This window comes from Mesorhizobium sp. C399B (assembly GCF_030323185.1).
Lineage (GTDB): Bacteria > Pseudomonadota > Alphaproteobacteria > Rhizobiales > Rhizobiaceae > Mesorhizobium.
On the sequence record NZ_CP100472.1, the window covers coordinates 497,411 to 519,966 of the forward strand.

Sequence of the window (22,556 nt, forward strand, 5' to 3'; positions counted from 1 at the left end):
TCGAAACACGAACCGTCCCAGACAAAAATTTTGTGATCTTCTCCATACACTCTAAGAGTGTATTGCGGCACACGCCTCCGCATTTTGGCCGCTTGCCCTTGACCGATCGCAAAAGCGCGGCCATGTGAGCGACCAATTGAATGCGTCACGCAGCGGAATTCTTCTGCCGCCCCACAGCTGATATGAGACCTCATGGACGTCGTCGTCGTCGAATCGCCGGCCAAGGCAAAGACAATCAACAAGTATCTCGGCAAGAACTTCAAGGTTCTGGCCTCGTTCGGCCATGTCCGCGATCTGCCGGCCAAGGATGGTTCGGTGCGTCCCGACGAGGATTTCGCCATGTCCTGGGCGGTCGACACCGCTTCCGGAAAGCGTCTCACCGACATCGCCAACGCGGTCAAGGATGCCGATGGCCTGATCCTCGCCACGGATCCGGATCGCGAGGGCGAAGCCATTTCCTGGCACGTGCTGGAGGTGCTCAAGCAGAAGCGCGTGTTGAAGGACAAGCCGGTCAGCCGCGTCGTCTTCAATGCCATAACCAAGTCGTCGGTGCTGGAAGCGATGGCCAATCCGCGCCAGATCGATGCACCATTGGTCGATGCCTATCTGGCTCGCCGCGCACTCGATTATCTCGTCGGCTTCACGCTGTCGCCGGTGCTGTGGCGCAAATTGCCGGGCGCCCGTTCGGCCGGCCGCGTCCAGTCGGTGGCGCTGCGCCTGGTCTGCGACCGCGAATCCGAAATCGAACGTTTCGTCCGCGAGGAATACTGGCAGATCGCTGCCCTCCTCGGCACGCCACGTAACGACAGCTTCGAGGCGCGGCTGACCGCGTTCGAGCGCAAGAAGCTGCAGAAGCTCGACATCGCCAGCAAGGCGCAGGCCGACGATATCAAGGGCATGCTCGAAGGCGCGACCTTCAAGGCTCTGTCGGTGGAAGCCAAGCCGACGCGGCGCAATCCTGGCCCGCCCTTCACCACTTCGACGCTGCAGCAGGCGGCATCGTCGGGCCTCGGCTTTTCGGCGACGCGCACCATGCAAGTGGCGCAGCGCCTCTATGAAGGCATGGAGATCGGCGGCGAGACCACCGGCCTGATCACCTATATGCGAACCGACGGCGTGCAGATGGCGCCGGAGGCGATCGACGCCGCCCGCGACACCATCGCCAAGGAATTCGGCCCAAGATACCTCCCGGAAAAGCCGCGCCAGTACACAGCCAAGGCCAAGAATGCCCAGGAAGCGCACGAGGCGGTCCGCCCGACCGATTTCATGCGCACGCCGGCTTCGGTCAGGCAGTATCTCGATTCCGACCAGCTGCGGCTTTACGAGCTGATCTGGAAGCGCGCCATCGCCAGCCAGATGCAGTCGGCCGAGATCGAGCGCACCACGGTCGAAATCGAGGCGGTCAATGGCGCCCGCACGGCGGAGCTTCGCGCCGTCGGTTCGGTCGTTCGCTTCGACGGCTTCATCGCCGCCTACACCGACCAGAAGGACGAGGACGCCGAAGACGAGGAAAACCGTCGCCTGCCCGAGATCCGTGCCGGCGAGCAGCTGGCCCGTCAGGCGATCAATGCCACCCAGCACACCACCGAGCCGCCGCCGCGCTATTCCGAGGCGTCGCTGATCAAGAAGCTGGAAGAGCTCGGCATCGGCCGTCCGTCGACCTACACCGCGATCCTGAAGACGTTGGAAGACCGTGACTACGTCAGCATCGACAAGCGCCGGCTGGTGCCGCAGGCCAAGGGCCGGCTGCTGTCGGCTTTCCTCGAAAGCTTCTTCGAGCGTTATGTCGAATATGACTTCACGGCCTCACTCGAGGAAAAGCTTGACGAGATTTCCGACGGCAAGCTCGCCTGGAAGGACGTGCTGCGCGACTTCTGGAAAGACTTTTCCGGCGCGGTCGCCGACATCAAGGAACTGCGCGTCACCGACGTGCTCGATGCGCTGAACGAGGAACTGGCGCCGCTGGTGTTCCCCGCGCGGGAGGATGGCTCGAATCCCCGCATCTGCCCGAAATGCGGCTCCGGCAATCTGTCGCTGAAACTCGGCAAGTTCGGCGCCTTCGTCGGCTGCTCCAACTATCCGGAATGTTCCTTTACCCGCCAGCTCGGCGACGCCGCCAACCCGAATGGCGAGAATGGCGGCGGCGAGGACGGCACCAAGGTGCTCGGCAAGGACCCCTACACGGCAGAGGAAATCACGCTGCGCTCAGGCCGCTTCGGTCCTTATATCCAGCGCGGCGACGGCAAGGAAGCCAAGCGCTCCAGCCTGCCCAAGGGCTGGACGCCCGACTCGATCGACCATGAAAAGGCCTTGGCGCTGCTGTCGCTGCCGCGCGATATCGGCAAGCACCCTGAATCCGGCAAGATGATCTCCGCCGGGCTTGGCCGCTATGGTCCATTCGTTTTGCATGATGGCATCTATGCCAATGTCGACAGCATAGAGGATGTGTTCTCGATCGGCCTCAACCGCGCTGTCACCGTGATCGCCGAGAAGCAGCTGAAGGGCAAGGGCGGCCGCAATGGCGGCACTGCGGCGGCGCTGAAGGAACTCGGCGACCATCCCGATGGCGGGGGCAAGATCGTCGTGCGCGATGGCAAATATGGGCCCTATGTCAACTACGGCAAGGTCAACGCGACACTGCCCAAGGGCAAGGATCCGCAGTCGGTGACCGTCGAGGACGCGCTGGCGCTGATCGCCGAGAAGGAAGCCAAGGGCGGCGGCAAGAAGCCGTTCCGCAAGGCGGCAGCCGCCAAGGCCCCCACAGCCAAGAAAACCACTGCCAAAACAACCACTGGCAAGAAAACCACAGCCAAGAAGTCGGCGACCAAGAAGCCGGCGGCGAAGAAAAAGGGATAGCAGCGTGGCGCGCAGGATCACCGGTAGAAGCCACGGCGATCCGCGCACCGCCGACACGAGGGCCAAGGTCAAGGACGACTACAGGCCCTCGCGTGACGAAATCCTGCGCTACATCGCCGAGAACCCCGACCGCGCGGGAAAACGCGACATCGCCAAGGCGTTTGCCTTGCGCGGCGACGACCGCATCTGGCTGAAGGACATTCTGCGCGACCTGCAGGACGAAGGCATCCTGACCAAGGAGCGCAAACGGCTGGCCCGTGTCGGCGCCTTGTCGCATGTCGCCGTACTCGACATTTTTGGCCGCGATGGCGACGGCATCCTGCTGGCGCATCCTGCCGAGCCCGTAGGCACCGGCGAACCGCCCGTCGTCTCGATCCGCGTCTCGCGCGGCGGCAATGGCCCGCAGCCGGGCATCGGCGACCGTGTGCTGGCCAAGACCTTCCCGACCGACGATGCGACCGGGCCCGCCTATACGGGCCGCGTAATGAAGATTTTCGAGAAGCGGACAGATGCCGTGCTGGGCGTCTTTCGTATCCTTCAGGACGGCACCTTCCGCATCGAGCCGGTGGAACGTCGCCAGCCCGAACTGATCGTCGACAAGGAATTCCAGAACGGCGCCAGGAACGGCGACCTTGTCGAGGTCGAGCCCGCGCGGGCCTCCCGGTATGGTTTGCCGCGCGCAAAAGTGGTGGCGGTGCTGGGCTCGCTGACCAGCGAAAAGGCGGTCTCGATGATCGCCATCCACGCGCACGACATTCCGCATATCTTCCCGGCCGACGTCATCGCCGAATCCGAGGCGGTAAAACCGGCGACGCTTGCTCACCGCGAGGACTGGCGCGACCTGCCGCTGGTGACCATCGACCCGGCCGACGCCAAGGACCATGACGACGCCGTCTTCGCCACGCCCGACCTCGACGAGAAGAACCCCGGCGGCGTGATCGCCACGGTGGCGATCGCCGATGTTGCAGCCTATGTCCGCTATGGCACCGCACTCGATCGCGAGGCGCTGAAACGCGGCAATTCTGTCTATTTCCCCGACCGCGTCGTGCCGATGCTGCCAGAGCGCATCTCCAACGACCTGTGCTCGCTGCGCGAAGGCCAGGACCGTCCCGCGCTTGCCGTGCGCATGATTTTTGCCGCCGATGGCCGCAAGCTGCGTCACACCTTCCACCGCGTCATGATGAAATCGACGGCAAAGCTCGCCTATCCGCAGGCCCAGGCCGCGATAGACGGCCTTCCTGACGACAAGACCGGCCCGATCCTCGATACGGTGCTGAAGCCGCTGTGGGACGCCTACGCCATCCTCAAGCGCGGCCGCGATGGCCGCCAGCCACTCGAGCTTGATCTGCCCGAGCGCAAGATCCTGCTCAAGCCGGACGGCACCGTCGACCGCGTCGTCGTCCCGGAGCGGCTCGACGCCCACAAGCTGATCGAAGAATTCATGATCCAGGCCAATGTCGCCGCCGCCGAAACGCTGGAAGCGAAGAAGCAGGCGCTGGTCTACCGCGTCCACGATGCGCCGTCGCTGGCCAAGCAGGAATCGCTGCGCGAGTTCCTGCAGACGCTCGGCCTGTCGCTGGCGCGTGGCGCGCAGATGCGGCCCGCCCAGTTCAACGGCATTCTCGAGCGCGTGCGTGGCGCCGACAATGAGGGGCTGGTCAACGAAGTGGTGCTGCGCTCGCAGAGTCAGGCCGAATATTCGCCCAAGAACATCGGCCATTTCGGCCTCAACCTGAAGCGCTACGCGCATTTCACCTCGCCGATCCGCCGCTATGCCGATCTGATCGTGCATCGCGGGCTGATTGCCGCACTTGGGCTCGGCCCTGGCGGGCTGACGCAGGACGAAGAGACGCGGCTGGAAGACGTCGCGGTGCTGATCTCCGGCACCGAGCGCCGCGCCATGGCGGCCGAGCGCGACACCGTCGACCGGCTGATCGCTGCCTACCTCGCCGAGCGCATCGACGACCGGTTCGACGCCCGCATTTCGGGCGTCACCAAATCGGGACTATTTGTCCAATTGCCGCAGTTTGGCGCAGATGGCTTCATCCCGGTGTCAAGTCTGGATGGCGATTACTATATATATGACGAAACCGCGCGATCGCTGTTCGGAGAACGCACCGGCAAGGGCTATCAGCTTGCCGACCGCGTCGAGGTTCGCCTGATCGAGGTGGCGCCTATGGCCGGCGCGATGCGTTTCGAGATGCTGACCGACCCGAAGCCCCTGCCCGGCTCCAAACGGTCGTTTCACAAGGCAAAAGGCCGCGCCCGCGCGTCGCAATCGCGCCCGGGGTCGCGCGGCAGGAGACGATAATGGCAAGCGAAATGGGAATCCAGAAGCAGGTTTTCGGCGGCGAACATCATTCGGGCCGAGTCGCCCGCCCGCTGTGGACGGCGATGAAGCGCGGCGCCCTTGGCCGCTGCCCGCATTGCGGCGAAGGCAGGTTGTTCGCCGGCTTCACCAAAAGTGTCGACAAATGCGCCGTGTGCGGTGAGGAGTTCCACCACCACCGCGCCGACGACCTGCCCGCTTATCTCGTCATCGTCATTGTCGGCCACATCGTTCTCGGCGCCTTCATGGGCGTTGAGGCGACCTCGACGCTCTCCATGTGGCAGCACATCGCCATTTGGGTGCCGTTGACCATCGTGCTGTCGGTCGCTCTGCTGCAACCGGTCAAGGGCGCCGTCATCGGACTGCAATGGGCGCTCTATATGCACGGCTTCGGCGGCGAAAAAGACGGCACCGAGCCGCATCCCGGAACCTAGTTTGCGTCAGGGCAATGTCGCCTGGCGCAACATGCCGACCGTGAAAGGCCACTTTCGTTTGCCAGAAGTTTCCGCTAGGTCCTGCGCATGGAAGGTATGACCAAGGCGGAAGTCAGCAGGATGGACCGTGGCGCAGCCGCCCACAGCGGCCTGCCCATACGCCCGCGCGATGCCGCCACCCTGATCCTGCTCGACCGCGAGGGCGACGAGATTCTGGTGCTGATGGGCCGGCGCCATGCAGGCCACGCCTTCATGCCCGGCAAGTTCGTCTTTCCCGGCGGCCGCACCGATTCGGCCGACAGCCGCATAGCCGTTGCCATCCCATTGCTCCCGGAGGAAGAAGCCAGGCTGACCGCCGGCGTCGGCCGCATCAGCCCGTCGCGGGCCCGTGCCATCGCGCTCTCGGCCATCCGCGAGACTTATGAGGAAGCCGGCCTGCTCATCGGCCGCAAAGGCTCGTTCGCAACCGACAAGCGCGACTGGCAGGGCTTTGTCGAGCACGGCGTCCAGCCTTCGCTGGCGCCGCTGCGCTTCATCGCCCGCGCCATCACCCCGCCCAATCGCGTGCGTCGTTTCGACACCCGCTTCTTCAGCGCCTGGCGCAGCGATGTCGCCGTGGAACTGCCGGGTGGCGGCCCGACCAATGAGCTGGAAGAACTGGTCTGGCTGCCGCTTGCCAAGGCCAGAGAGGCCGATATCCCCGACATCACCCGAACGATCTTGCAGGAGCTGGAGACGCGGCTTGCCGGCGATCCGCGCCTGCGACCCGGTGGGTCCGTGCCGTTCTACCGGCTTATCCGCAACCGCTTCGTTCGCGAAATTCTTTAGAGCAATTCCAGGAAAAGTGTGACGCGGTTTTCCGTCCGGAATTACGCAATATCAAACAGACAGAGTATTCAGGCATCACATGACGGTCGATACCCAGCAAGAGGGCGACGAGCGCGTACATTGGCTACCGATGATCGCCGCGATCTCGTCGATCAGCGTCGTCGGCATCGCCATAGGCCTCGGCATGCCGCTGCTCAGCGTTATTCTCGAGAGCCGCGGCCACTCGGCATCGATGATCGGCCTCAACACCGCGGTCGCCGGCCTTGCCTCGATCGCCGGCGCCCCGCTGGCCACGCCGCTGGCGATGCGCTTCGGCGTCGCCTGGACGATGATCGCCATGATCGCCGCCGGCGCGCTCGCCTTTGTCGGCTTCCACTTCGCGCCGGACTTCTGGATGTGGTTCCCACTACGCGTCGTGCTGCACATCGCGCTGACGGTGCTGTTCATCCTGTCGGAATTCTGGATCAGCACCTCGGCGCCGCCGCGCCGGCGCGGCCTGGTGCTCGGCATCTACGCCACAGTGCTGTCGCTCGGCTTCGCCGCCGGGCCATGGATCTTCGCCCATATCGGCAGCACCGGCTTCTTGCCGTTTGGCGTCATCATCGTCCTGGTCGCGCTGGCCGCAATCCCGGTGCTGGCCGCACGGAATGAAAGTCCCACAATCGTGGTTGACGGCGAAACCAGCAACTTCCTGCGCTACATCTGGCTGGTGCCGACAGCGACCGCCGCCGTGCTGGTGTTCGGCGCCGTCGAGACCGGCGGCTTTGCGCTGTTCCCCGTCTATGGCAACCGCATCGGCTATTCCGAGGCGGATGCAGCCCTCCTGCTCACCATGATCGGCCTCGGCAACGTGCTGTTGCAGATCCCTATCGGCATGATCAGCGACCGCGTCTCAGACCGCCGCTATCTGCTTTTGGCCTGTGCCACGGTCGGACTTGCCGGCACCATCTTCATGCCGTTCTTCGCCGGCAATTGGCACCTTATGGCGGCGCTTCTGTTTGTCTGGGGCGGCGTGGTGGCCGCCATGTACACGATCGGCCTTGCCCATCTGGGCTCGCAGCTCTCCGGCCATGAACTGGCCTCGGCCAATGCCGCCTTCGTGCTCTGCTACGGCGTCGGCATGGTGCTTGGCCCGCAGGCGATCGGCATCGGCATGGATGCCTTCGGGCCCTCCGGCTTCGGCTGGTCGCTCGGCCTGTTCTTTGCCGCCTATATCGCCTTGGTCAGCGCCAGGCTGGTCCGCAAGATCTGGTAGCCTGTCCGTCGCCAGCCTGCGCAATCCTGACGGGATGTCGCCGCTGCTGACAGAACCGTGTCAGGAGACCTCAGCTAAAAGGGTGTCCCAAAAAACCCGAGTTTGAGGATACGGTGATGATCGACAGCGGCTTTGAAACCACATCTCTGCGCATGACGCTTCTGCTGCTTGTCAGCTTCCAGGCCCCGGCAACCGATGTCGACCGCATCATGGACGCCGTGGTCGCGATCGCGCCGCTGGCAATGGGCAAATACGACCGCAACGCCTATCAAACGGCGCACGGCATCGAACGCTACCGACCGCTGGAAGGTGCAGCCGCCGGCGTCGAAACCGAACTGCGCCGCCGCCCCGGCACCGTCGAGGTCTCGTTCGAGTTGCCCGACGACCAGGTGCTCGCCGCACGCGTCGTCGAGGCGATTTTCCAGGCGCATTCCTACCAGGAGCCGGTGATCCGCATCCAGCCGATCCTCGCCAGCCGCTCCAAGGGCCTGGACGACCGCGCCAATCCGAATCGCTGGTGGAACACCACCGGGGACTGGAAAAAAGCGCTTCCAGTTAAGGAAGAAGCCTAGAAATCCGGCCCCGCTGAGGGCGAGCAACAGCGACCTTACCTTCTCTCCTTGTGGGGTGAGAAGCGGCCTCGTAGCGGACGAAAAGCCAATTGCTTGGTTTTCGAGATTCGAACGCCCTGAGCCTCAGCCTCCATCGAGCCGGTGATAAAACCGGACAACTCATGTGCTACCTAATCCGGACAACTCATGTGCTTACGACACGGCGGCCGCGCCGGGCTTGACTTTCCGGGCACGTTCTTTATGTGTCGCGCCAAGTTTCCCGCGTCCGGGTGTTTTCCCCCGCTCCAGCGGCCAAAACCCCACGAACATAACGGACTGATACAATGGCCAAAGCCGCAAACATCAAGATCAAGCTTCTGTCGACCGCCGACACCGGTTTCTTCTACGTGACCAGCAAGAACAGCCGTACCAAGACCGACAAGCTGTCGTTCCGCAAATACGACCCGGTCGCCAAGAAGCATGTCGAGTTCAAGGAAACCAAGATCAAGTAATCTGGTTTTCATACGCTCTGTCAAAAGCGCCGCCCCTTCGGGCGGCGTTTTTGATTCAAGGCCCCGAAAAGCCAGAACCCTCCGCTGTTTGGCGCGAAGTGCTCATCTCATTTTTTGGCAAAAAAGGGGGCCGGTCGGCGTATGGCAGCGGTACGAGGAGGCCACTATGTGCCAGCGCCGGCCGGCCGACCCCACGGACCCAGGAGATGCGGCGGACCTGAGCATCATGGGGTATTCGGCGAAGCGATGCGGCTGTCTACCCTCGTGCCCGCATCGCCCTTGTTCTTGCACCGCACATTTGCGCAACAATGTTTGAAAATCAATAGTTTCTTAACCAAGCCTGCCGAATCGCTTGGATTAAGGTAAATTCCTAACCCTGTCCGATTGACTGCATAATCGGTGGTCTAGCCTACGCTGCCTTGGCGACGACCCGGTTGCGGCCGCCACTTTTGGCTTCGTAGAGCGCCACGTCGGCACGTTTCATCAACGCCGCGACCGTGTCCGCGCCCTTCAGAACCGATGACACGCCGACGCTGACCGTGACTTCGATCGCCTTGCCTTCAGGGCCGATGGCAAACGGCAGCTGGGCGATTTCAGCGCGAATGCGCTCGGCAACTTTCTCCGCCACCGCGCCGTCCGTGTCCGGCATCACAACGACGAATTCCTCGCCGCCGAAGCGGCAGGCAAGGTCGATACCCCTGACGTTCTTGCGCAGCCGCCTTGCGAACTCGCGCAGCACATCGTCGCCGCCATCATGGCCATGCGAGTCATTGACGGTCTTGAAGCGGTCCAGATCGGTGATCATCACCGACAGAGGCCGCCGCCGCGCCACGGCGCGGTCGAACAGCGTCTGCAAATGGCTGTCGAGGTAGCGGCGGTTGTGCAGGCCGGTCAATGCGTCGGTCACCGCCATCTCGATGGTCTGGGTGACGCTGGCGCGCAGCTGGTCGTTGTAGCGCTTGCGGCGCACCTGCGTGCGCAGCCGCGCCGTCAGCTCCTGCTGGTCGATCGGCCGCATCAGATAGTCGTTGATGCCGAGCTCGAGCCCGCGAATGATGCGCCCCTCCTCGCCTCCATCGGCAATCAGGATGATCGGCAGGAAGCGGGTGCGGTCGAGCGAACGAAATTGCGAACACAACCGCAGCGGATCGAAATCGGCAAAACCGGTCGAGATCAGCACGCACTCATAGGGCGCCTCGGCGGCTTGGAAGAAGCCGGCATGCGGATCGGTCGCAATGTCGAGCTCGGCGCTGCCGCGCAGCATTTTCTGGATGCGCTCGAACGACGATTTGCGCTCGTCGATCAACAGCACCTTCGGCGTGGCGTCCTCCGACGCGAAGCTGCGGCTCAACAGCGCCTCGATGCCGATGTTGCGGGTGGTCGATGCGCGCAGCCGCAGCTCGTCGGTCAGCGACTTCAGCCTGACCAGGCTCTTCACCCGCGTCATCAGCTGCAGATCGTTGACCGGCTTGGTGAGAAAGTCGTCGGCGCCTGCCTCGAGGCCGCGCACCCGGTCGGCAACGTGGCCCAGCGCGGTCACCATGACCACCGGTATATGCGCGGTCGCCGGATCGCTTTTCAGCCGCTTGCAGACCTCGAACCCGTCCATGCCGGGCATCATCACGTCGAGCAGCACGACATCGACCTTGCCGTTTTCGCAGGTCTCGATCGCGTCCGGCCCGTTGAAGGCCGTCAACACCTCGAAATATTCGGCCAGCAGCCGAACCTCGAGAAGTTTGACATTGGCAGGGATGTCGTCGACGACGAGGATCCGCGCGGTCATGTCACAAGGCTCCGGCTGAAGGCATCAGGCATCACCGAGATAGGATTTGATGGTCTCGATGAAACGCGGCACCGAGATCGGCTTGGAGATGTAGGCCTCGCAACCGCCCTGGCGAATGCGTTCCTCGTCGCCCTTCATGGCGAAGGCGGTGACGGCGATGACCGGAATGGAATGGAGGTCGTCGTCCTCCTTCAGCCATTTCGTCACTTCCAGCCCCGACACTTCGGGCAGCTGGATGTCCATCAGGATCAGGTCGGGCCTGTGCTGGCGCGCCAGATCGAGCGCCTCGAGCCCGTTGCGCGTGCGCACCGTTTCATAACCGCTGGCTTCGATGAGGTCGCGAAAGAGCTTCATATTGAGCTCGTTGTCCTCGACGATCATGACCTTCTTAGGCATCGATTTCCCGTCCCGGCCAGGCTTCTGCCCGAAGCCCTGCCGCTATGCGCCCTTGTCGAAGCACACCAAACCCTCGCTCACTCTTAAGGCAATATGATTGACGAAATGGAAACCCGAAGCGGCAAAAGCCATTCGGATTCCACCTCGAAAACCACATTGGATCGGGGCTGTGGCTTGCCGCAGGCGACGCTTGCGATTACTGCGGAAAAGAGACTCATTTCCGCAACGAGAAAGTAGTGATGGCAAACGCAGCGTCAATGCGCGAGGAAGCGGAAACCATTGCCGTGAAGGCACTGGGCTTCGTCGCCGCCGACCCCGAACTCCTGCCGCGCTTCCTGGCCATCACCGGCATCGAGGCGTCCGCCATCCGCCGCGCCGCGGCCGAACCGGGATTCCTTGCCGGCGTGCTGCAGTTCATCCTCGCCCACGAGCCGACCTTGCTGCGCTTTGCCGAGGAAACCGGCACCCCGCCTGCCTCAGTCGGCAAGGCGTTGCGCGCGCTGCCTCTTGGCGGCGAGGACCATGAGCATTCGATATGAGCGACGATCCCGAGACGGCACGCCAGATCGCCGAACTTGCAGCCGACGACCGGCCTCTGCTGATCCTCGATGTCGACGATGTCGTGCTCGAATTCATCCGGCCGTTTCCGCATTTCCTGAAATCGCGCGGCTTCGGCCTGACGCTGGCCTCGTTCCGTCTCACCGGCAACATTGCCGAAACGGCGAGCGGCCGGCTGATCGAACAGCCGGAGGTGACGGCACTTCTCGGAGATTTCTTCGATACGCAGGCCGACTGGCAGAGCGTCACCGACGGTGCCGAACAAGCGCTTGCCAGCCTCGGCGACCGCGCCGAGATCGTCCTTTTGACCGCCATGCCGCATCGGCATCGCGCGGCGCGCCGCGCTCATCTCGATGCGCTCGGGCTGCCCTATCCGCTGTTGACCACCGAGATGGCCAAGGGACCGGCGGTGGCCAAGTTGCGTGGTAGCAAGGGCCGGCCGGTGGTCTTTGTCGACGACCAGCCCGCCAACCTCATCTCGGCACGCAACTCGGTTGCCGACGCCCATCTCTTCCACCTGATGGCCGACAATTCGCTGCGCGCCTTCCTGCCGCCGGTGCCGGACGACGTCATCTCCGTCGAGGACTGGCACGAGGCCGCGCCGAAGATCGCAAGCGCGCTCGGGCTCTGAGTTAGTCGCCTCTGAGTCCAGCGCTCAGGGCTTCGTTGCTGTCCCAGGGCTCGCATCCTGATCGGTGTTGTCTTCCACGACCGGATCAGGCCCCTTCAGCATGGCGCCGTTGACCGTCACCGACCCGTCGTGCCTGGCGTTGATCACCCATTCGATACGACCGCCCGGCAGCGTCTTGGCGAATCCCTTGATGGCCAGCGCGCCGGTAAAAGCCTGCGAGGCCTGCGGGTCCGTCTTCGCCGCCTCCTGCAGGCTTGCCACGATCTTGTCGTAGCCGGTCACGTCGATCGTCACGTTGGCATCGGGCTTCTTGTCGGGGAAGGTCATTTCGCCTTCCATGGCGACCTCAATGTCACCATTCTTGACCGTGCTGTGTCCAAGCACGAACTTTGGTGTCTTGGCCAAGAAATCGGCGGAAATCTCATCGCCGAAATCTGCCGGAAGCGGTGGATCCTTACTGAAATCGAGGGTTTCTATGGTTTTCCGAGCCATACTGTCGAGATCGATGTTGGCGCCGCCGAAATTCAGGTCGAGATCCGTCGGCAGCAACGCAACGGTCCAACTGGGCAGCATCTGCTGCGGTATTGTCAGGCCGGAAACCTTGAATGCGTAGCTGATCTTGCCGTCCTTGGTGATGCCGTCCATGCCGACAACGGTGTTCAGCTGCGCCGCGCCGAAATTGCCGGCATATGTTTCAATGGCAAGGTTTTTGAATGCGTAGGTCCCATCGATCCGTTCCCATAGCGGCAGCGCACCGAGCAGAAGCGTTTTGAACTCTGCTTGATCGGCCTTCAGCCGGGCCTCGTCCTCATGGGCGACGGCGAACGCCAAAAGATCCAGAAGCGGCTTGGTCTGAATGGCCTTAGCGGTCACGTTCACAGCGAGCTCCGGTGCCCGGAGCGCTGCGATTGACCGGTCATCGATTTTGACCGTTTCGACGAAGTCCGCCATCGCCTGTGTGAAATTAAGATCGACGCCGCCGTTAGCCGACTTGCTGGCGTCAAATTTGGAACAGCCCAGCCCCACGCTCAAATTGGTCAATTGACTGACTTGGCGCGACGTCATCGTCATGCCCGCAATCGAACTGGTGCCACTGGTAAATGCCGCCAGTTTCGGGTCATAGACGCCCGTGAACTTGCCATCCTTGACAACGATTTGCCCGGTGTTCAGGCCATTTGGGCCATTTACCTCGATGGACCCAGTCGTAGAGAAATCCGAGGCGACATCCCAGCCTCCGTCGCTGCGCGGTTTGACCCGCAGCGTGACGGGCGGGAAATCGAACCGCTTCAGATCCTGCTTCGGCATCTTCGCCACAAGCGCCTTCACATCGAAGGTGATCTTGTAGGCACCCTCCTCGGCTGAGATCTTCAAAATGCCTTCATTGAGCGCCTGTTTGCCGACATAGCGAGAGAGCTCATCGGAAAGTTGCTTGGCACCTTGGGCATCGACAGCCTGGCCAAAGGCAGGAGCGCTGAGGGCGAGAAGGAAAGCAAGCGGCAAGACACGGTTCACAAAATTCTCCATTTGACCAAAAAGGAACGCTTCGTTCGTCTGCTATGAAACCAACCTACAGTTTCCACAGGACATCAACAAACGCCGACGGGTAATTAGACTACAGCACAAGCCGCATCAGCGGCCGGCCGGCCTTGCGTTCGAGGAGCCGCTCGAAGCCGGCCTTTTCGAACACACGCGACGAGCCGACGAATAGCCCGATCGAACGCGAATCGCGCGACACGTCGATCGGACACGCCTCGACCAGCCGCGCCTTGTTCTGGCGGGCAAAAGCGATGCCGCCCTCGACTAGGCGGTGGCTGACGCCCCGGCCGCGCGCGCTGGCGCGGATGAAGAAGCAGGAGATGGCCCAGACGCCGGGATCTACGGCGTCGGTTGGATCGACCGGCGCCGAGCCCCTGCCCCGATTGTTCCATTCGGGCACGTCGGCGCGCGGGCCGATCTGCATCCAGCCGACCGCTATGCCGTCCTCGAAAGCCAAAAGCCCCGGCGGCGGCCCTGCCTCGATGCGCGCCTTGATATGATCCTTGTTGCGCTGTTTGTCGCTGGCCCGCCGGACCGCCGGCGCCATCCGGAAATGCGTGCACCAGCACCCGTAACAGGCGCCCTGCTTGCCGAAAAGATCCTCGAAATCCGCCCACAGGTCGGGCGCCAGCGGCGCTATGGTCGTGCTCATGAGTTATCTCCCGGCTAACCGCTTGTGGCGGCTTCCGTCCTGACGTACCATTGCATCTGTTCTCTTTATGTTCGCAGCGATGGCGGCCCCTGTCAACAATCCCGAGCACGGTTTTTGCCGCGACTGCCTGACCTTTCAGCGCAGCGATACCAGGCGCTGTGAGCGTTGCGGCAGCCCTCGACTCACCCGCCATCCCGAGCTCTACCAGCTGCATCTGGCGCATATCGATTGCGACGCCTTCTATGCGGCGATCGAAAAGCGCGACAATCCGGCGCTGAAGGACAAGCCGCTGATCATCGGCGGCGGCAAGCGCGGCGTCGTCTCCACCGCCTGCTACATCGCCCGCATCAAGGGGGTGCGCTCGGCAATGCCGATGTTCAAGGCGCTCGAAGCCTGTCCGGAAGCGGTTGTCATCCCGCCCAATATGGAGAAATACGTCCGCGTCGGCCGCGAGGTCCGCGCGCTGATGCAGGCGCTGACGCCGCTGGTCGAACCGCTCTCCATCGATGAGGCGTTTCTCGACCTTGCCGGCACCGAGCGCCTGCACGGCATGCCGCCGGCGGTGGTGCTGGCGCGCTTTGCGCAGACCGTCGAAAAGGAAATCGGCATCACCGTTTCGGCCGGCCTTTCCTACTGCAAGTTCCTGGCCAAGGCTGCCTCCGATTTCCGCAAGCCGCGCGGCTTTTCGGTGATCGGCGAAGCCGAGGCGCTGGGTTTCCTGGCCGAACAGCCGGTGACGCTGATCTGGGGCGTCGGCAAGGCTTTTGCCGCAACGCTCGAACGCGACGGCATCCGCAGCATCGCCCAATTGCAGCGCATGGAGCGCGCCGATCTGATGCGCCGCTATGGCGTGATGGGCACCCGGCTCTACCATCTCTCGCGCGGCCAGGACGACCGCCGTGTCGATCCCGACCAGGATGCGAAAAGTGTGTCGGCCGAAACCACTTTCGACACCGACATAGCTGAAATGGGCGAACTGGTTCCAGTGCTGAGGGGATTGTCGGAAAAGGTCTCGGCGCGGCTGAAGAAGTCAGGCATTGCCGGGCGCACCGTGGTGCTGAAGCTGAAGACGCAGGATTTCAAGCTGCGTACCCGCAACCGCCAGCTCGGCGACCCGACAAGGCTGGCCGACCGCATTTTCCAGACCGGGCTCGAGCTGTTGCGCAAGGAGGCGGACGGGACAAAGTACCGGCTGCTCGGCATCGGTGTCAGCGATCTCTCGGATGACGAGAAGGCCGATCCGCCCGATCTCGTCGACGTCGGCTCGCGCAAGCGCGCCATGGCCGAAAGCGCCATCGATACGCTGCGCGACAAGTTCGGCAAGAAGGCGGTGGAAACCGGCTACACCTTCGGCAAAGGCCGCAACGCCAATCCGCCAGAGCCGATCGAGGAGTGAGACGGCTTAGATACGCTTGAGATCGATGCGGCTGGTCACCACGTTCTTGCCGGTTTTCGGATCGACGTCGGTAACGGTCAACCGCATTCCGTCGCCGCTGGTTTTCTCGACCGTCAACCGCGCCTTGCGATCGCCATTGACCTCCGCCGCCCAGCGAATGCCGAGACTGATCGCGTTGCCGGAACGGCTGCCGGCGAGCTGTGCCGGCCCGGTGCGCGACCCGACATAGACGCCTGTATACTTCGCCCCGCGGGCCTTCAGATTGGCGCTGATGGCGCGCGTCACCACGACAAGACCACGGCAATTGCCGTCAAGCGACAATGAGCTCGAGGTCGCGTCGGAATTGAAGGTGCAGGACACATTCACCGTCGGTGCGTCGGTGGTGACCTTGACTGTCCCCTTGCCGGAGAAATTCCCTTGCAAGGAGCTGAGAAAATTCGCCTCGTCGGCATGGGCCGCGGCGCTTGCAGTTAGCAGGCAGCCGGCTAGCAGAAACCGCGCGAATGATTTCATCGGAATCTCTCCCCCGTTGATGTTGAAGAAACGATGCGTCCAGCAATTGGCCAATACCGGGAACCAACGCCTGCCGTTGCGTCAGGTTCCACTTCCAGCATGGCTGCAACGGGTCTGGCCCAGTCGAATGCGTCGCCTAACGGTTGCGATGGAAGTCCCGGCTTGCGACATAGCGCCTATGGCACCTTCCCCATCGATCCCCAAAGCCGCGTTCTGGATGGCGCTGTCGATCGCCTCGTTTCTGGCGATGTCAGTCGCCGGCCGCGCAACCACCGCCGAGCTCAACGTCTTCCAGGTGCTGGAACTGCGCTCGGTGATCGGCTTCTTCATCCTGTTGCCGCTGGTGATGATGAGCGGCGGATTCGCTGCAATGCGCACGCAGCGCCCGTTGGCCCATATCGCTCGCAATGTCATCCACTATACGGGCCAGGCCGCATGGCTCTATGCGCTGACGCTGATCCCGCTTGCGGTGCTCATATCGATCGAATTCACCACGCCGATCTGGACCGCGATCCTGGCGGTGGCGTTTCTTGGCGAAAGGCTCTCCCGCCCGAAAATTGCGGCGGTCGTGCTTGGCCTGATCGGCGTGGTGGTCATCGTTCGCCCCGGCGTCGGCTCCATGGATCCGGGTCACCTCGTCGTTCTCGGCGCGGCCGTGTGCTTTGGCGTATCGGTGGTGTTGGTCAAGTCGCTGACCCGCACGGACAGCGTCGTGCGCATCATCTTCTGGATGCTGATCATCCAGTCGGTGGTCGGCCTGATCCCGGCGCTTTACGAATGGCGCAACCCACCGCTCGAACTCTGGCCATGGATCCTGCTGATTGCCTTCACCGGCATGTCGTCGCATTTCTGCATGGCGCGCGCCCTCACCTATGCCGACGCTACGGTGATTTCACCGATGGATTTCCTGCGCGTGCCGCTGTCGGCGCTGATCGGCTGGCTGCTCTACAGCGAACAGATCGACATCTTTACAGCCGGCGGCGCCCTGCTGATCCTGATGGGCAACCTGCTCAACCTGCAGCGCAAGGCCCCAAAGCCGGCCGAGGTCGCGGCCTCGTAGCGGTCGGTCAATTCCCCTCATCTGGTATGTTGAGAAGATGCCCGCAGGCCTTGCAGTGCACGGCGTCCGGCTCGTGCCGTTGCAGTCCGCACTGCGGACAGGGAAAGAACACTTTGGCGGGTCGAAAAATCGCCGTCGCCAGTCTGACGAACAGCGAGATGCCGATGATCATGGTGGCGATCGCGGTCAGCTTGCCGGCGATCCCCGGCAGCACGATGTCGCCGAAACCGGTCGTCGTCACCGTGGCAACGGTGAAATACAGCGCATCAATGTAGTTTTCGAGGCCGGCGCCGGTGCGGAAGAAGAAGGTGTAGACGAAGCCGGTGATGACGAACAGGAACGTCAACAGGTTGATGACCGCGTGGCTCGCCTCGCGCCAGGGCCTTAAGCCACGCATTTCGAAATGCCGCCACAGCGACCCGCTGCGCGACAGCGACCATAGCCGCAGGATGCGCAGGAACGCCAGATTTGCCAGCGCCGTCGGCATCAGCAGCGTCAAAAGGATGAAGACATCGACCCAGGATGTCGGCTGTTTCATCAGCCGCAGCATGTCGTTGGAGGCTAACAGCCGGGCAATCAGGTCGGCGGCGACCAGCGCCGCGACGGTATAGTCGAGCCACAGGAATGACGGCTTGTCCTGGAGCACCGGCGTGGCAACGAAGAAGGCGATGATGGCGAGGTCGATGATGACCGCCACCAGTTGAAACCGGAACGCCGCCGGCGTGCGTCCGTGATAGAGCTTGCGCAGCCTGTCACGCAGCCGCGCCATCGCTGAGCTTTGCTGCAATCCGTCCTTCTCGGCTGCTTTCATCACCAAGTGCGTAACGGTCCCAGCCGGGGTCGTCTAGAGCATGATACCAAAAAGTGGGTGCCGGTTTGCGGAAAAGATCATGCTCCAACAAAGGGTTAGATCATGATGAGATTTCAACCAAATCTCATCATCATCTAGTGGCCCCGGTAATCGTCAGCCCTCCACCACCTTGCCGTCCGGCCCGACGAGGCGCCAGGCCGAGGCGGTGTCGTAGACGAACCGCTCCTCCGCAATCCGGTCACCACGCCAGCGCTGCAGGGCCACCTCTTCCAGCCGGCGCACGGTGCCGGCCTTGTCGACACGGTCGAAGGTCCAGCGGATGGCGACATTGTCGCCATCGACCAGGAATGTCTGGACAGGATGGGTGTGCATCTTCTCGATCCGGTCGAGTGCTGCCTGTTCATGCGCCATCAGTGTTTCCTTGCCCCGCCGCGGGACGCCAAGATTTTCCTGCATGGTGGCATCGTCATGGTAGAAGTCGGCGATCGCCTTGACATGGCTGCCTTCGACCACCGCCTTGAGGAAGGCTTCGACGCGTTCGCGGCTGGGCATGATTGTGCGTTCCTTTGAAGTTTCTGCTCTACGCATGTGGTTCAAAGGAAGGTCAGTTCAACCACGCCCCGCACGCTGGCCCTATCGGCTGCAATGTCAGGCCCAGAGCATCTTTAGGCCGTCATGCACTGGCCGACGTCGATGCGATTGCCGTGTATATCAGCGCAGCCTAGACGAGCTCGACTTCCACCACACCCGGCACCGCGCGCATCGCAGACGCGATCTGCGGCGAGATGCGGTAGCGATTGGGCAATTCGATCTCGATCTCACCTTGCCCGGCTTCCTTGATCAGCACGAAGCTGACCTGGCCCTCGCCCTTTACCGCCAGTTGGCCGGCCAGCATGCCGATCGGAGCCGCATCGCGCACGAAGATGCGCAGCGCCTTCTGGATACGGCTGGCCTCATCCTCCAGCGACTGCACCGTCTGGATGCGCAGATTGACCCCTTCGGGCCTATCCTCGGCCGAAACGGTGATCACCACCGAACGTCCGGGCTCGAGCAGATCGCGATACTGCGCCAACCCTTCCGAAAACAGCACGGCTTCATATTGGCCAGATGTGTCGGAAAAGGCGATGACGCCCATCTTATTGCCGGTTCGGGTCTTGCGCTCCTGCTTGGTGGTGACGGTGCCGGCGAGCCGGCCCGCGGCGGCACCGCGTTTGACCGCAGCCGAGAACTCGCCCCAGTTTTGCACGCGCATCTTCTGCAGGGCCGCCTTGTACTCGTCGAGCGGATGCGCCGAGAGATAGAAGCCGACGACCTGGAATTCACGGTGCAGCCGGTCGGCGGCAAGCCAAGGATCGGTCTGCGGCAAATTGAGCGCCTGCTGCTGCGCGCCGAGCGACGCGCCGAAAATGTCGTGCTGGCCCGAAATGGCATTCTGCTGCGCCAGCGAAGCCAGCCCCATCATCCGTTCGACGCCGGCCATCATCTGGGCGCGGTCGTGGCCGAAGCAGTCGAGCGCGCCGGCCATGATCAGGCTTTCGAAGACGCGCTTGCCGACGATCTTGGGATCGACCCTTTCACAGAAATCGGCGAGATTCTTGAACGGCTTTTCGCCGCGCATGGCGACGATGTGCTCGACCGCAGCGTCGCCGACGCCCTTGAGGGCCGCCAGCGAATAGTAAATGCGGTTCTCGCCGACCTCGAAATTGCGGAAGCTGGTCATCACTGACGGCGCCACCACCTCGATGCCGAGACGCAGCGCATCCTGGCGGAAATCGGCGAGTTTGTCGGTATTGCCCATGTCGAGCGTCATCGACGCCGCCAGGAACTCGACGGGGTAATGCGCCTTGAGATAGGCGGTCTGGTAGGACACGACGGCGTAGGCGGCCGCGTGCGATTTGTTGAAGCCGTAGTCGGCGAACTTGGCCAGAAGGTCGAAGATGAAGTCGGCCTGCGGCTTGCCGACGCCGCGTTCGACCGCACCGGTGACGAAACGCTCGCGCTGCTTGTCCATTTCGGCGCGGATCTTCTTGCCCATCGCGCGACGCAGCAGATCGGCTTCGCCGAGCGAATAGCCCGACAGTTCCTGCGCGATCTGCATCACCTGTTCCTGGTAGACGATGACGCCTTGCGTCTCCTTCACCAGATGGTCGATTTTGGGATGGATCGAGGCCATCTCCTCCTCGCCATGTTTTCTGGCATTGTAGGTCGGGATGTTCTCCATCGGGCCGGGACGGTAGAGCGCCACCAGCGCGATGATGTCCTCGATGCAGTCGGGCCGCATGCCGATCAGCGCCTTGCGCATGCCGGCACTTTCCACCTGGAACACACCGACCACTTCGCCGCGCGACAGCATGGCGTAGGTTTCAGGATCGTCGAGCGGGATCGTCGCCAGGTCGATCTCGATGCCGCGCCGGCGGATCAGCTTCACCGCCGTCTCCAGCACCGTCAGCGTCTTCAGGCCGAGGAAGTCGAATTTTACCAGCCCGGCCTGCTCGACATATTTCATGTTGAACTGGGTGACCGGCATGTCGGAGCGCGGATCGCGGTACATCGGCACCAGTTCCGACAAGGGCCGGTCGCCGATCACGATGCCGGCGGCGTGCGTCGAAGAGTGGCGGTAGAGCCCTTCCAGCTTTTGCGCCATATCGAGCAGCGTCTGCACGATCGGCTCCTTCTCGGCCTCCTCGGCAAAGCGCGGCTCGTTGGCGATGGCATCCGCCAGCTTGACCGGATTGGCCGGGTTCTGCGGCACCATCTTGGAGAGCTTGTCGACTTGGCCGTAAGGCATTTGCAGCACGCGGCCGACGTCGCGCAGCACCGCGCGCGCCTGCAGCGTACCGAAGGTGATGATCTGCCCAACCTGGTCGCGGCCATATTTCTGCTGGACGTAGCGGATGACCTCTTCGCGCCGGTCCTGGCAGAAGTCGATGTCGAAGTCGGGCATCGACACGCGGTCGGGGTTGAGGAAGCGCTCGAACAGCAGCGAGAAGCGCAGCGGATCGATGTCGGTGATGGTCGTGGAATAAGCGACCAGCGATCCGGCGCCCGAACCACGGCCCGGCCCGACCGGAATGCCTTGCGCCTTGGCCCATTTGATGAAGTCGGCGACGATCAGGAAATAGCCGGGAAACTTCATCTTCTCGATGATGGAGAGTTCGAAATCGAGCCGCTCGCGGTATTGTTCGACCGTGTAGCCGGAAGTGGGCCCATGCGCAGCCAGCCGCGCCTCCAGCCCCTCATGCGCCTGCCGGCGTAGCTCATCGGCCTCCGCTTTCAGCGCCACCTCATTGTCGGCGACATCGCCGCCGGTAAAGCGTGGCAGGATCGGATTGCGGGTCTTGGGATAGTAGGAACAGCGCAGCGCGATCTCGACGGTGTTGTCTATCGCTTCCGGCAGGTCGGCGAACAGCCGCGCCATATCCGCCTGGCTGCGCAGGAAATTGTCCGAAGTCAGCCGGCGACGGTTGTCGGCGGCAACCACCGAACCCTCGGCAATGGCGATCAGAGCATCATGCGCGTCATAGTCGTCGCGGGCGGCGAAGAACGCCTCATTCGTGGCGACCAGCGGCAGATCATGGATATAGGCAAGGTCGACCGATGATTTCTCGATAGCGCGGTCATAACCGGAAACACGGTCCAGCTCGACATAGAGCCGGTCGCCGAACAGCGCCTTGAGTGCCAGAAGCCGCGTCTCGGCAAGATCTCGGCGATCCTCCTTCAGCGCCCGGCCGATCGGGCCGCGCGGCCCGCCGCTGAGGCAGATCAGGCCATCGCTATGGCCTTCCAGCATTGCTGACGTCAGATGCACGGGCTCGCCCGGCGGCGTCTCCAGATAGACCTGGCTGACCAGCCTGACGAGGTTGCTGTAGCCGGCCTCGGTGGCGGCGAGCAGCACCACGGCGTGCATCTCCGGACCATGGCGGCGGCGGTCGCGCTGCGCGTCGCTGGTCTCGCCGGAAAAGGCGAGATCGATCTGGCAGCCGATAATCGGCTGGATGCCTTCCTTCACCGCCTTCTGGGCAAATTCCAGCGCGCCGAACAGATTGTTTGTGTCGGTGACTGCGATTGCCGGGCACTCGTCCTTGACTGCATGACCGACAACGGCGGCGACCTGCAAGGCGCCCTCGAGCAGCGAATACGCCGAATGCACGCGCAGATGGATGAACGGCCGCGCCGGCGCCTCCGGGCGCGCAGCGGCGAGCGCTGCTTCGCGCCTCAGGGGATCGCGTGGAAGTTTGTCATCCGCCATGATGTTTCAAATTGCTCGAAGGGCTTTGAGTCGATGGAGATGTATTGTCCCGGACCGGGCGATGCCAGTCCAGCACAAATGACCACCGACCACAGGCTTCCGTACCCAGCCGCACGGCTCAGAGATTGTTCGAAATTCGCTCTGGCGAGTCATATGATGGTGGTTTCGAGAATCGGAGCGCAGCGGCCATTGGTCCGTGAGCACGG

General features: G+C 62.9%; 19 protein-coding genes. 11 read left to right on the top strand and 8 right to left on the bottom strand.

The annotated features are described in order from the left end of the window. The first annotated feature begins 192 nt into the window (after window positions 1-192). From topA to rpmG, 7 genes are all read left to right on the top strand, one after another. Entirely contained in the window at window positions 193-2,856 is a 2,664-nt protein-coding gene (topA, locus tag NLY36_RS02490) for a type I DNA topoisomerase (RefSeq protein ID WP_023735323.1), read from the top strand. A 4-nt stretch (window positions 2,857-2,860) separates the two neighbouring features. Further along, window positions 2,861-5,167: a ribonuclease R gene (rnr, locus tag NLY36_RS02495; RefSeq protein ID WP_023735322.1), complete on the top strand. Its 2,307-nt coding sequence runs from the start codon at window positions 2,861-2,863 to the stop codon at window positions 5,165-5,167. Next, the gene (locus tag NLY36_RS02500; protein WP_031194788.1) at window positions 5,167-5,619 is read left to right on the top strand and encodes a DUF983 domain-containing protein; all 453 of its coding nucleotides are present in this window, start codon (window positions 5,167-5,169) and stop codon (window positions 5,617-5,619) included. The genes rnr and NLY36_RS02500 overlap by 1 nt, the downstream gene beginning before the upstream one ends. Before the next feature lie 87 nt (window positions 5,620-5,706). Then, window positions 5,707-6,447: an NUDIX hydrolase gene (locus NLY36_RS02505; RefSeq protein WP_023735321.1), complete on the top strand. Its 741-nt coding sequence runs from the start codon at window positions 5,707-5,709 to the stop codon at window positions 6,445-6,447. A 79-nt stretch (window positions 6,448-6,526) separates the two neighbouring features. Next, a complete protein-coding gene (locus tag NLY36_RS02510) occupies window positions 6,527-7,702 on the top strand; it encodes an MFS transporter (RefSeq protein WP_023681570.1) in 1,176 nt (391 codons plus the stop codon). Between the two features lie 116 nt (window positions 7,703-7,818). After that, window positions 7,819-8,274 (top strand): YqfO family protein, encoded by a 456-nt coding sequence (locus tag NLY36_RS02515; RefSeq protein ID WP_023710625.1) that lies wholly within the window; start codon window positions 7,819-7,821, stop codon window positions 8,272-8,274. Window positions 8,275-8,597: 323 nt separating this feature from the next. Further along, window positions 8,598-8,765 carry a 50S ribosomal protein L33 gene (gene rpmG / locus NLY36_RS02520; RefSeq protein ID WP_006201775.1) on the top strand — a complete coding sequence of 56 codons (168 nt, stop codon included), beginning with the start codon at window positions 8,598-8,600 and terminating at the stop codon, window positions 8,763-8,765. Between the two features lie 409 nt (window positions 8,766-9,174). Here rpmG and NLY36_RS02525 read toward each other — a convergent pair whose 3' ends face one another. Continuing rightward, window positions 9,175-10,548: a PleD family two-component system response regulator gene (locus NLY36_RS02525; protein WP_023710626.1), complete on the bottom strand. Its 1,374-nt coding sequence runs from the start codon at window positions 10,546-10,548 to the stop codon at window positions 9,175-9,177. A 24-nt stretch (window positions 10,549-10,572) separates the two neighbouring features. Then, window positions 10,573-10,944, bottom strand: coding sequence for a response regulator (locus tag NLY36_RS02530; protein WP_023667574.1), 372 nt, complete (start codon window positions 10,942-10,944; stop codon window positions 10,573-10,575). 239 nt (window positions 10,945-11,183) lie between these two features. Between NLY36_RS02530 and NLY36_RS02535 the strand changes: the two genes are divergently transcribed. Next, the gene (locus tag NLY36_RS02535) at window positions 11,184-11,483 is read left to right on the top strand and encodes a DUF3572 domain-containing protein (RefSeq protein ID WP_023729852.1); all 300 of its coding nucleotides are present in this window, start codon (window positions 11,184-11,186) and stop codon (window positions 11,481-11,483) included. Continuing rightward, window positions 11,480-12,133 (top strand): hypothetical protein, encoded by a 654-nt coding sequence (locus NLY36_RS02540; protein ID WP_023710628.1) that lies wholly within the window; start codon window positions 11,480-11,482, stop codon window positions 12,131-12,133. Before NLY36_RS02535 ends, NLY36_RS02540 begins: the two co-directional genes overlap by 4 nt. Before the next feature lie 24 nt (window positions 12,134-12,157). Here NLY36_RS02540 and NLY36_RS02545 read toward each other — a convergent pair whose 3' ends face one another. Together NLY36_RS02545 and NLY36_RS02550 are read right to left on the bottom strand one after the other, a co-directional pair. Next, window positions 12,158-13,645 carry a hypothetical protein gene (locus NLY36_RS02545; RefSeq protein ID WP_023735320.1) on the bottom strand — a complete coding sequence of 496 codons (1,488 nt, stop codon included), beginning with the start codon at window positions 13,643-13,645 and terminating at the stop codon, window positions 12,158-12,160. 100 nt (window positions 13,646-13,745) lie between these two features. Further along, a complete protein-coding gene (locus NLY36_RS02550; RefSeq protein ID WP_023729854.1) occupies window positions 13,746-14,321 on the bottom strand; it encodes a GNAT family N-acetyltransferase in 576 nt (191 codons plus the stop codon). Window positions 14,322-14,388: 67 nt separating this feature from the next. Here NLY36_RS02550 and NLY36_RS02555 point away from each other — a divergent pair, with 67 nt between their 5' ends. Further along, window positions 14,389-15,717: a DNA polymerase IV gene (locus tag NLY36_RS02555; RefSeq protein ID WP_023735319.1), complete on the top strand. Its 1,329-nt coding sequence runs from the start codon at window positions 14,389-14,391 to the stop codon at window positions 15,715-15,717. Between the two features lie 6 nt (window positions 15,718-15,723). Here NLY36_RS02555 and NLY36_RS02560 read toward each other — a convergent pair whose 3' ends face one another. After that, on the bottom strand, window positions 15,724-16,230 hold the full coding sequence (locus tag NLY36_RS02560) for a hypothetical protein (protein ID WP_023681578.1): 507 nt from the start codon (window positions 16,228-16,230) through the stop codon (window positions 15,724-15,726). Window positions 16,231-16,408: 178 nt separating this feature from the next. Between NLY36_RS02560 and NLY36_RS02565 the strand changes: the two genes are divergently transcribed. Beyond that, entirely contained in the window at window positions 16,409-17,290 is an 882-nt protein-coding gene (locus tag NLY36_RS02565) for a DMT family transporter (protein ID WP_023735318.1), read from the top strand. 7 nt (window positions 17,291-17,297) lie between these two features. Here NLY36_RS02565 and NLY36_RS02570 read toward each other — a convergent pair whose 3' ends face one another. The 3 genes from NLY36_RS02570 to dnaE form a co-directional block, all read right to left on the bottom strand. Further along, window positions 17,298-18,101 (bottom strand): potassium channel family protein, encoded by an 804-nt coding sequence (locus NLY36_RS02570; protein ID WP_023725720.1) that lies wholly within the window; start codon window positions 18,099-18,101, stop codon window positions 17,298-17,300. Window positions 18,102-18,254: 153 nt separating this feature from the next. Beyond that, on the bottom strand, window positions 18,255-18,653 hold the full coding sequence (locus tag NLY36_RS02575; protein WP_023735317.1) for a nuclear transport factor 2 family protein: 399 nt from the start codon (window positions 18,651-18,653) through the stop codon (window positions 18,255-18,257). Window positions 18,654-18,822: 169 nt separating this feature from the next. Further along, window positions 18,823-22,350, bottom strand: coding sequence for a DNA polymerase III subunit alpha (dnaE, locus tag NLY36_RS02580; RefSeq protein WP_023735316.1), 3,528 nt, complete (start codon window positions 22,348-22,350; stop codon window positions 18,823-18,825). Between the last annotated feature and the right edge of the window lie 206 nt (window positions 22,351-22,556).

Excerpts from the sequence above, each read along its gene's own strand:
- NLY36_RS02535 (WP_023729852.1), top strand. The coding sequence starts at position 11,184 with ATGGCAAACGCAGCGTCAATGCGCGAGGAAGCGGAAACCATTGCCGTG.
- NLY36_RS02525 (WP_023710626.1), bottom strand. The coding sequence starts at position 10,548 with ATGACCGCGCGGATCCTCGTCGTCGACGACATCCCTGCCAATGTCAAA.
- topA (WP_023735323.1), top strand. The coding sequence starts at position 193 with ATGGACGTCGTCGTCGTCGAATCGCCGGCCAAGGCAAAGACAATCAAC.
- NLY36_RS02560 (WP_023681578.1), bottom strand. The coding sequence starts at position 16,230 with ATGAAATCATTCGCGCGGTTTCTGCTAGCCGGCTGCCTGCTAACTGCA.
- NLY36_RS02500 (WP_031194788.1), top strand. The coding sequence starts at position 5,167 with ATGGCAAGCGAAATGGGAATCCAGAAGCAGGTTTTCGGCGGCGAACAT.
- NLY36_RS02565 (WP_023735318.1), top strand. The coding sequence starts at position 16,409 with ATGGCACCTTCCCCATCGATCCCCAAAGCCGCGTTCTGGATGGCGCTG.
- NLY36_RS02570 (WP_023725720.1), bottom strand. The coding sequence starts at position 18,101 with ATGAAAGCAGCCGAGAAGGACGGATTGCAGCAAAGCTCAGCGATGGCG.
- NLY36_RS02540 (WP_023710628.1), top strand. The coding sequence starts at position 11,480 with ATGAGCGACGATCCCGAGACGGCACGCCAGATCGCCGAACTTGCAGCC.
- rpmG (WP_006201775.1), top strand. The coding sequence starts at position 8,598 with ATGGCCAAAGCCGCAAACATCAAGATCAAGCTTCTGTCGACCGCCGAC.
- NLY36_RS02530 (WP_023667574.1), bottom strand. The coding sequence starts at position 10,944 with ATGCCTAAGAAGGTCATGATCGTCGAGGACAACGAGCTCAATATGAAG.
- NLY36_RS02555 (WP_023735319.1), top strand. The coding sequence starts at position 14,389 with ATGTTCGCAGCGATGGCGGCCCCTGTCAACAATCCCGAGCACGGTTTT.
- NLY36_RS02510 (WP_023681570.1), top strand. The coding sequence starts at position 6,527 with ATGACGGTCGATACCCAGCAAGAGGGCGACGAGCGCGTACATTGGCTA.
- NLY36_RS02515 (WP_023710625.1), top strand. The coding sequence starts at position 7,819 with ATGATCGACAGCGGCTTTGAAACCACATCTCTGCGCATGACGCTTCTG.
- dnaE (WP_023735316.1), bottom strand. The coding sequence starts at position 22,350 with ATGGCGGATGACAAACTTCCACGCGATCCCCTGAGGCGCGAAGCAGCG.
- NLY36_RS02575 (WP_023735317.1), bottom strand. The coding sequence starts at position 18,653 with ATGCCCAGCCGCGAACGCGTCGAAGCCTTCCTCAAGGCGGTGGTCGAA.
- NLY36_RS02505 (WP_023735321.1), top strand. The coding sequence starts at position 5,707 with ATGGAAGGTATGACCAAGGCGGAAGTCAGCAGGATGGACCGTGGCGCA.
- NLY36_RS02550 (WP_023729854.1), bottom strand. The coding sequence starts at position 14,321 with ATGAGCACGACCATAGCGCCGCTGGCGCCCGACCTGTGGGCGGATTTC.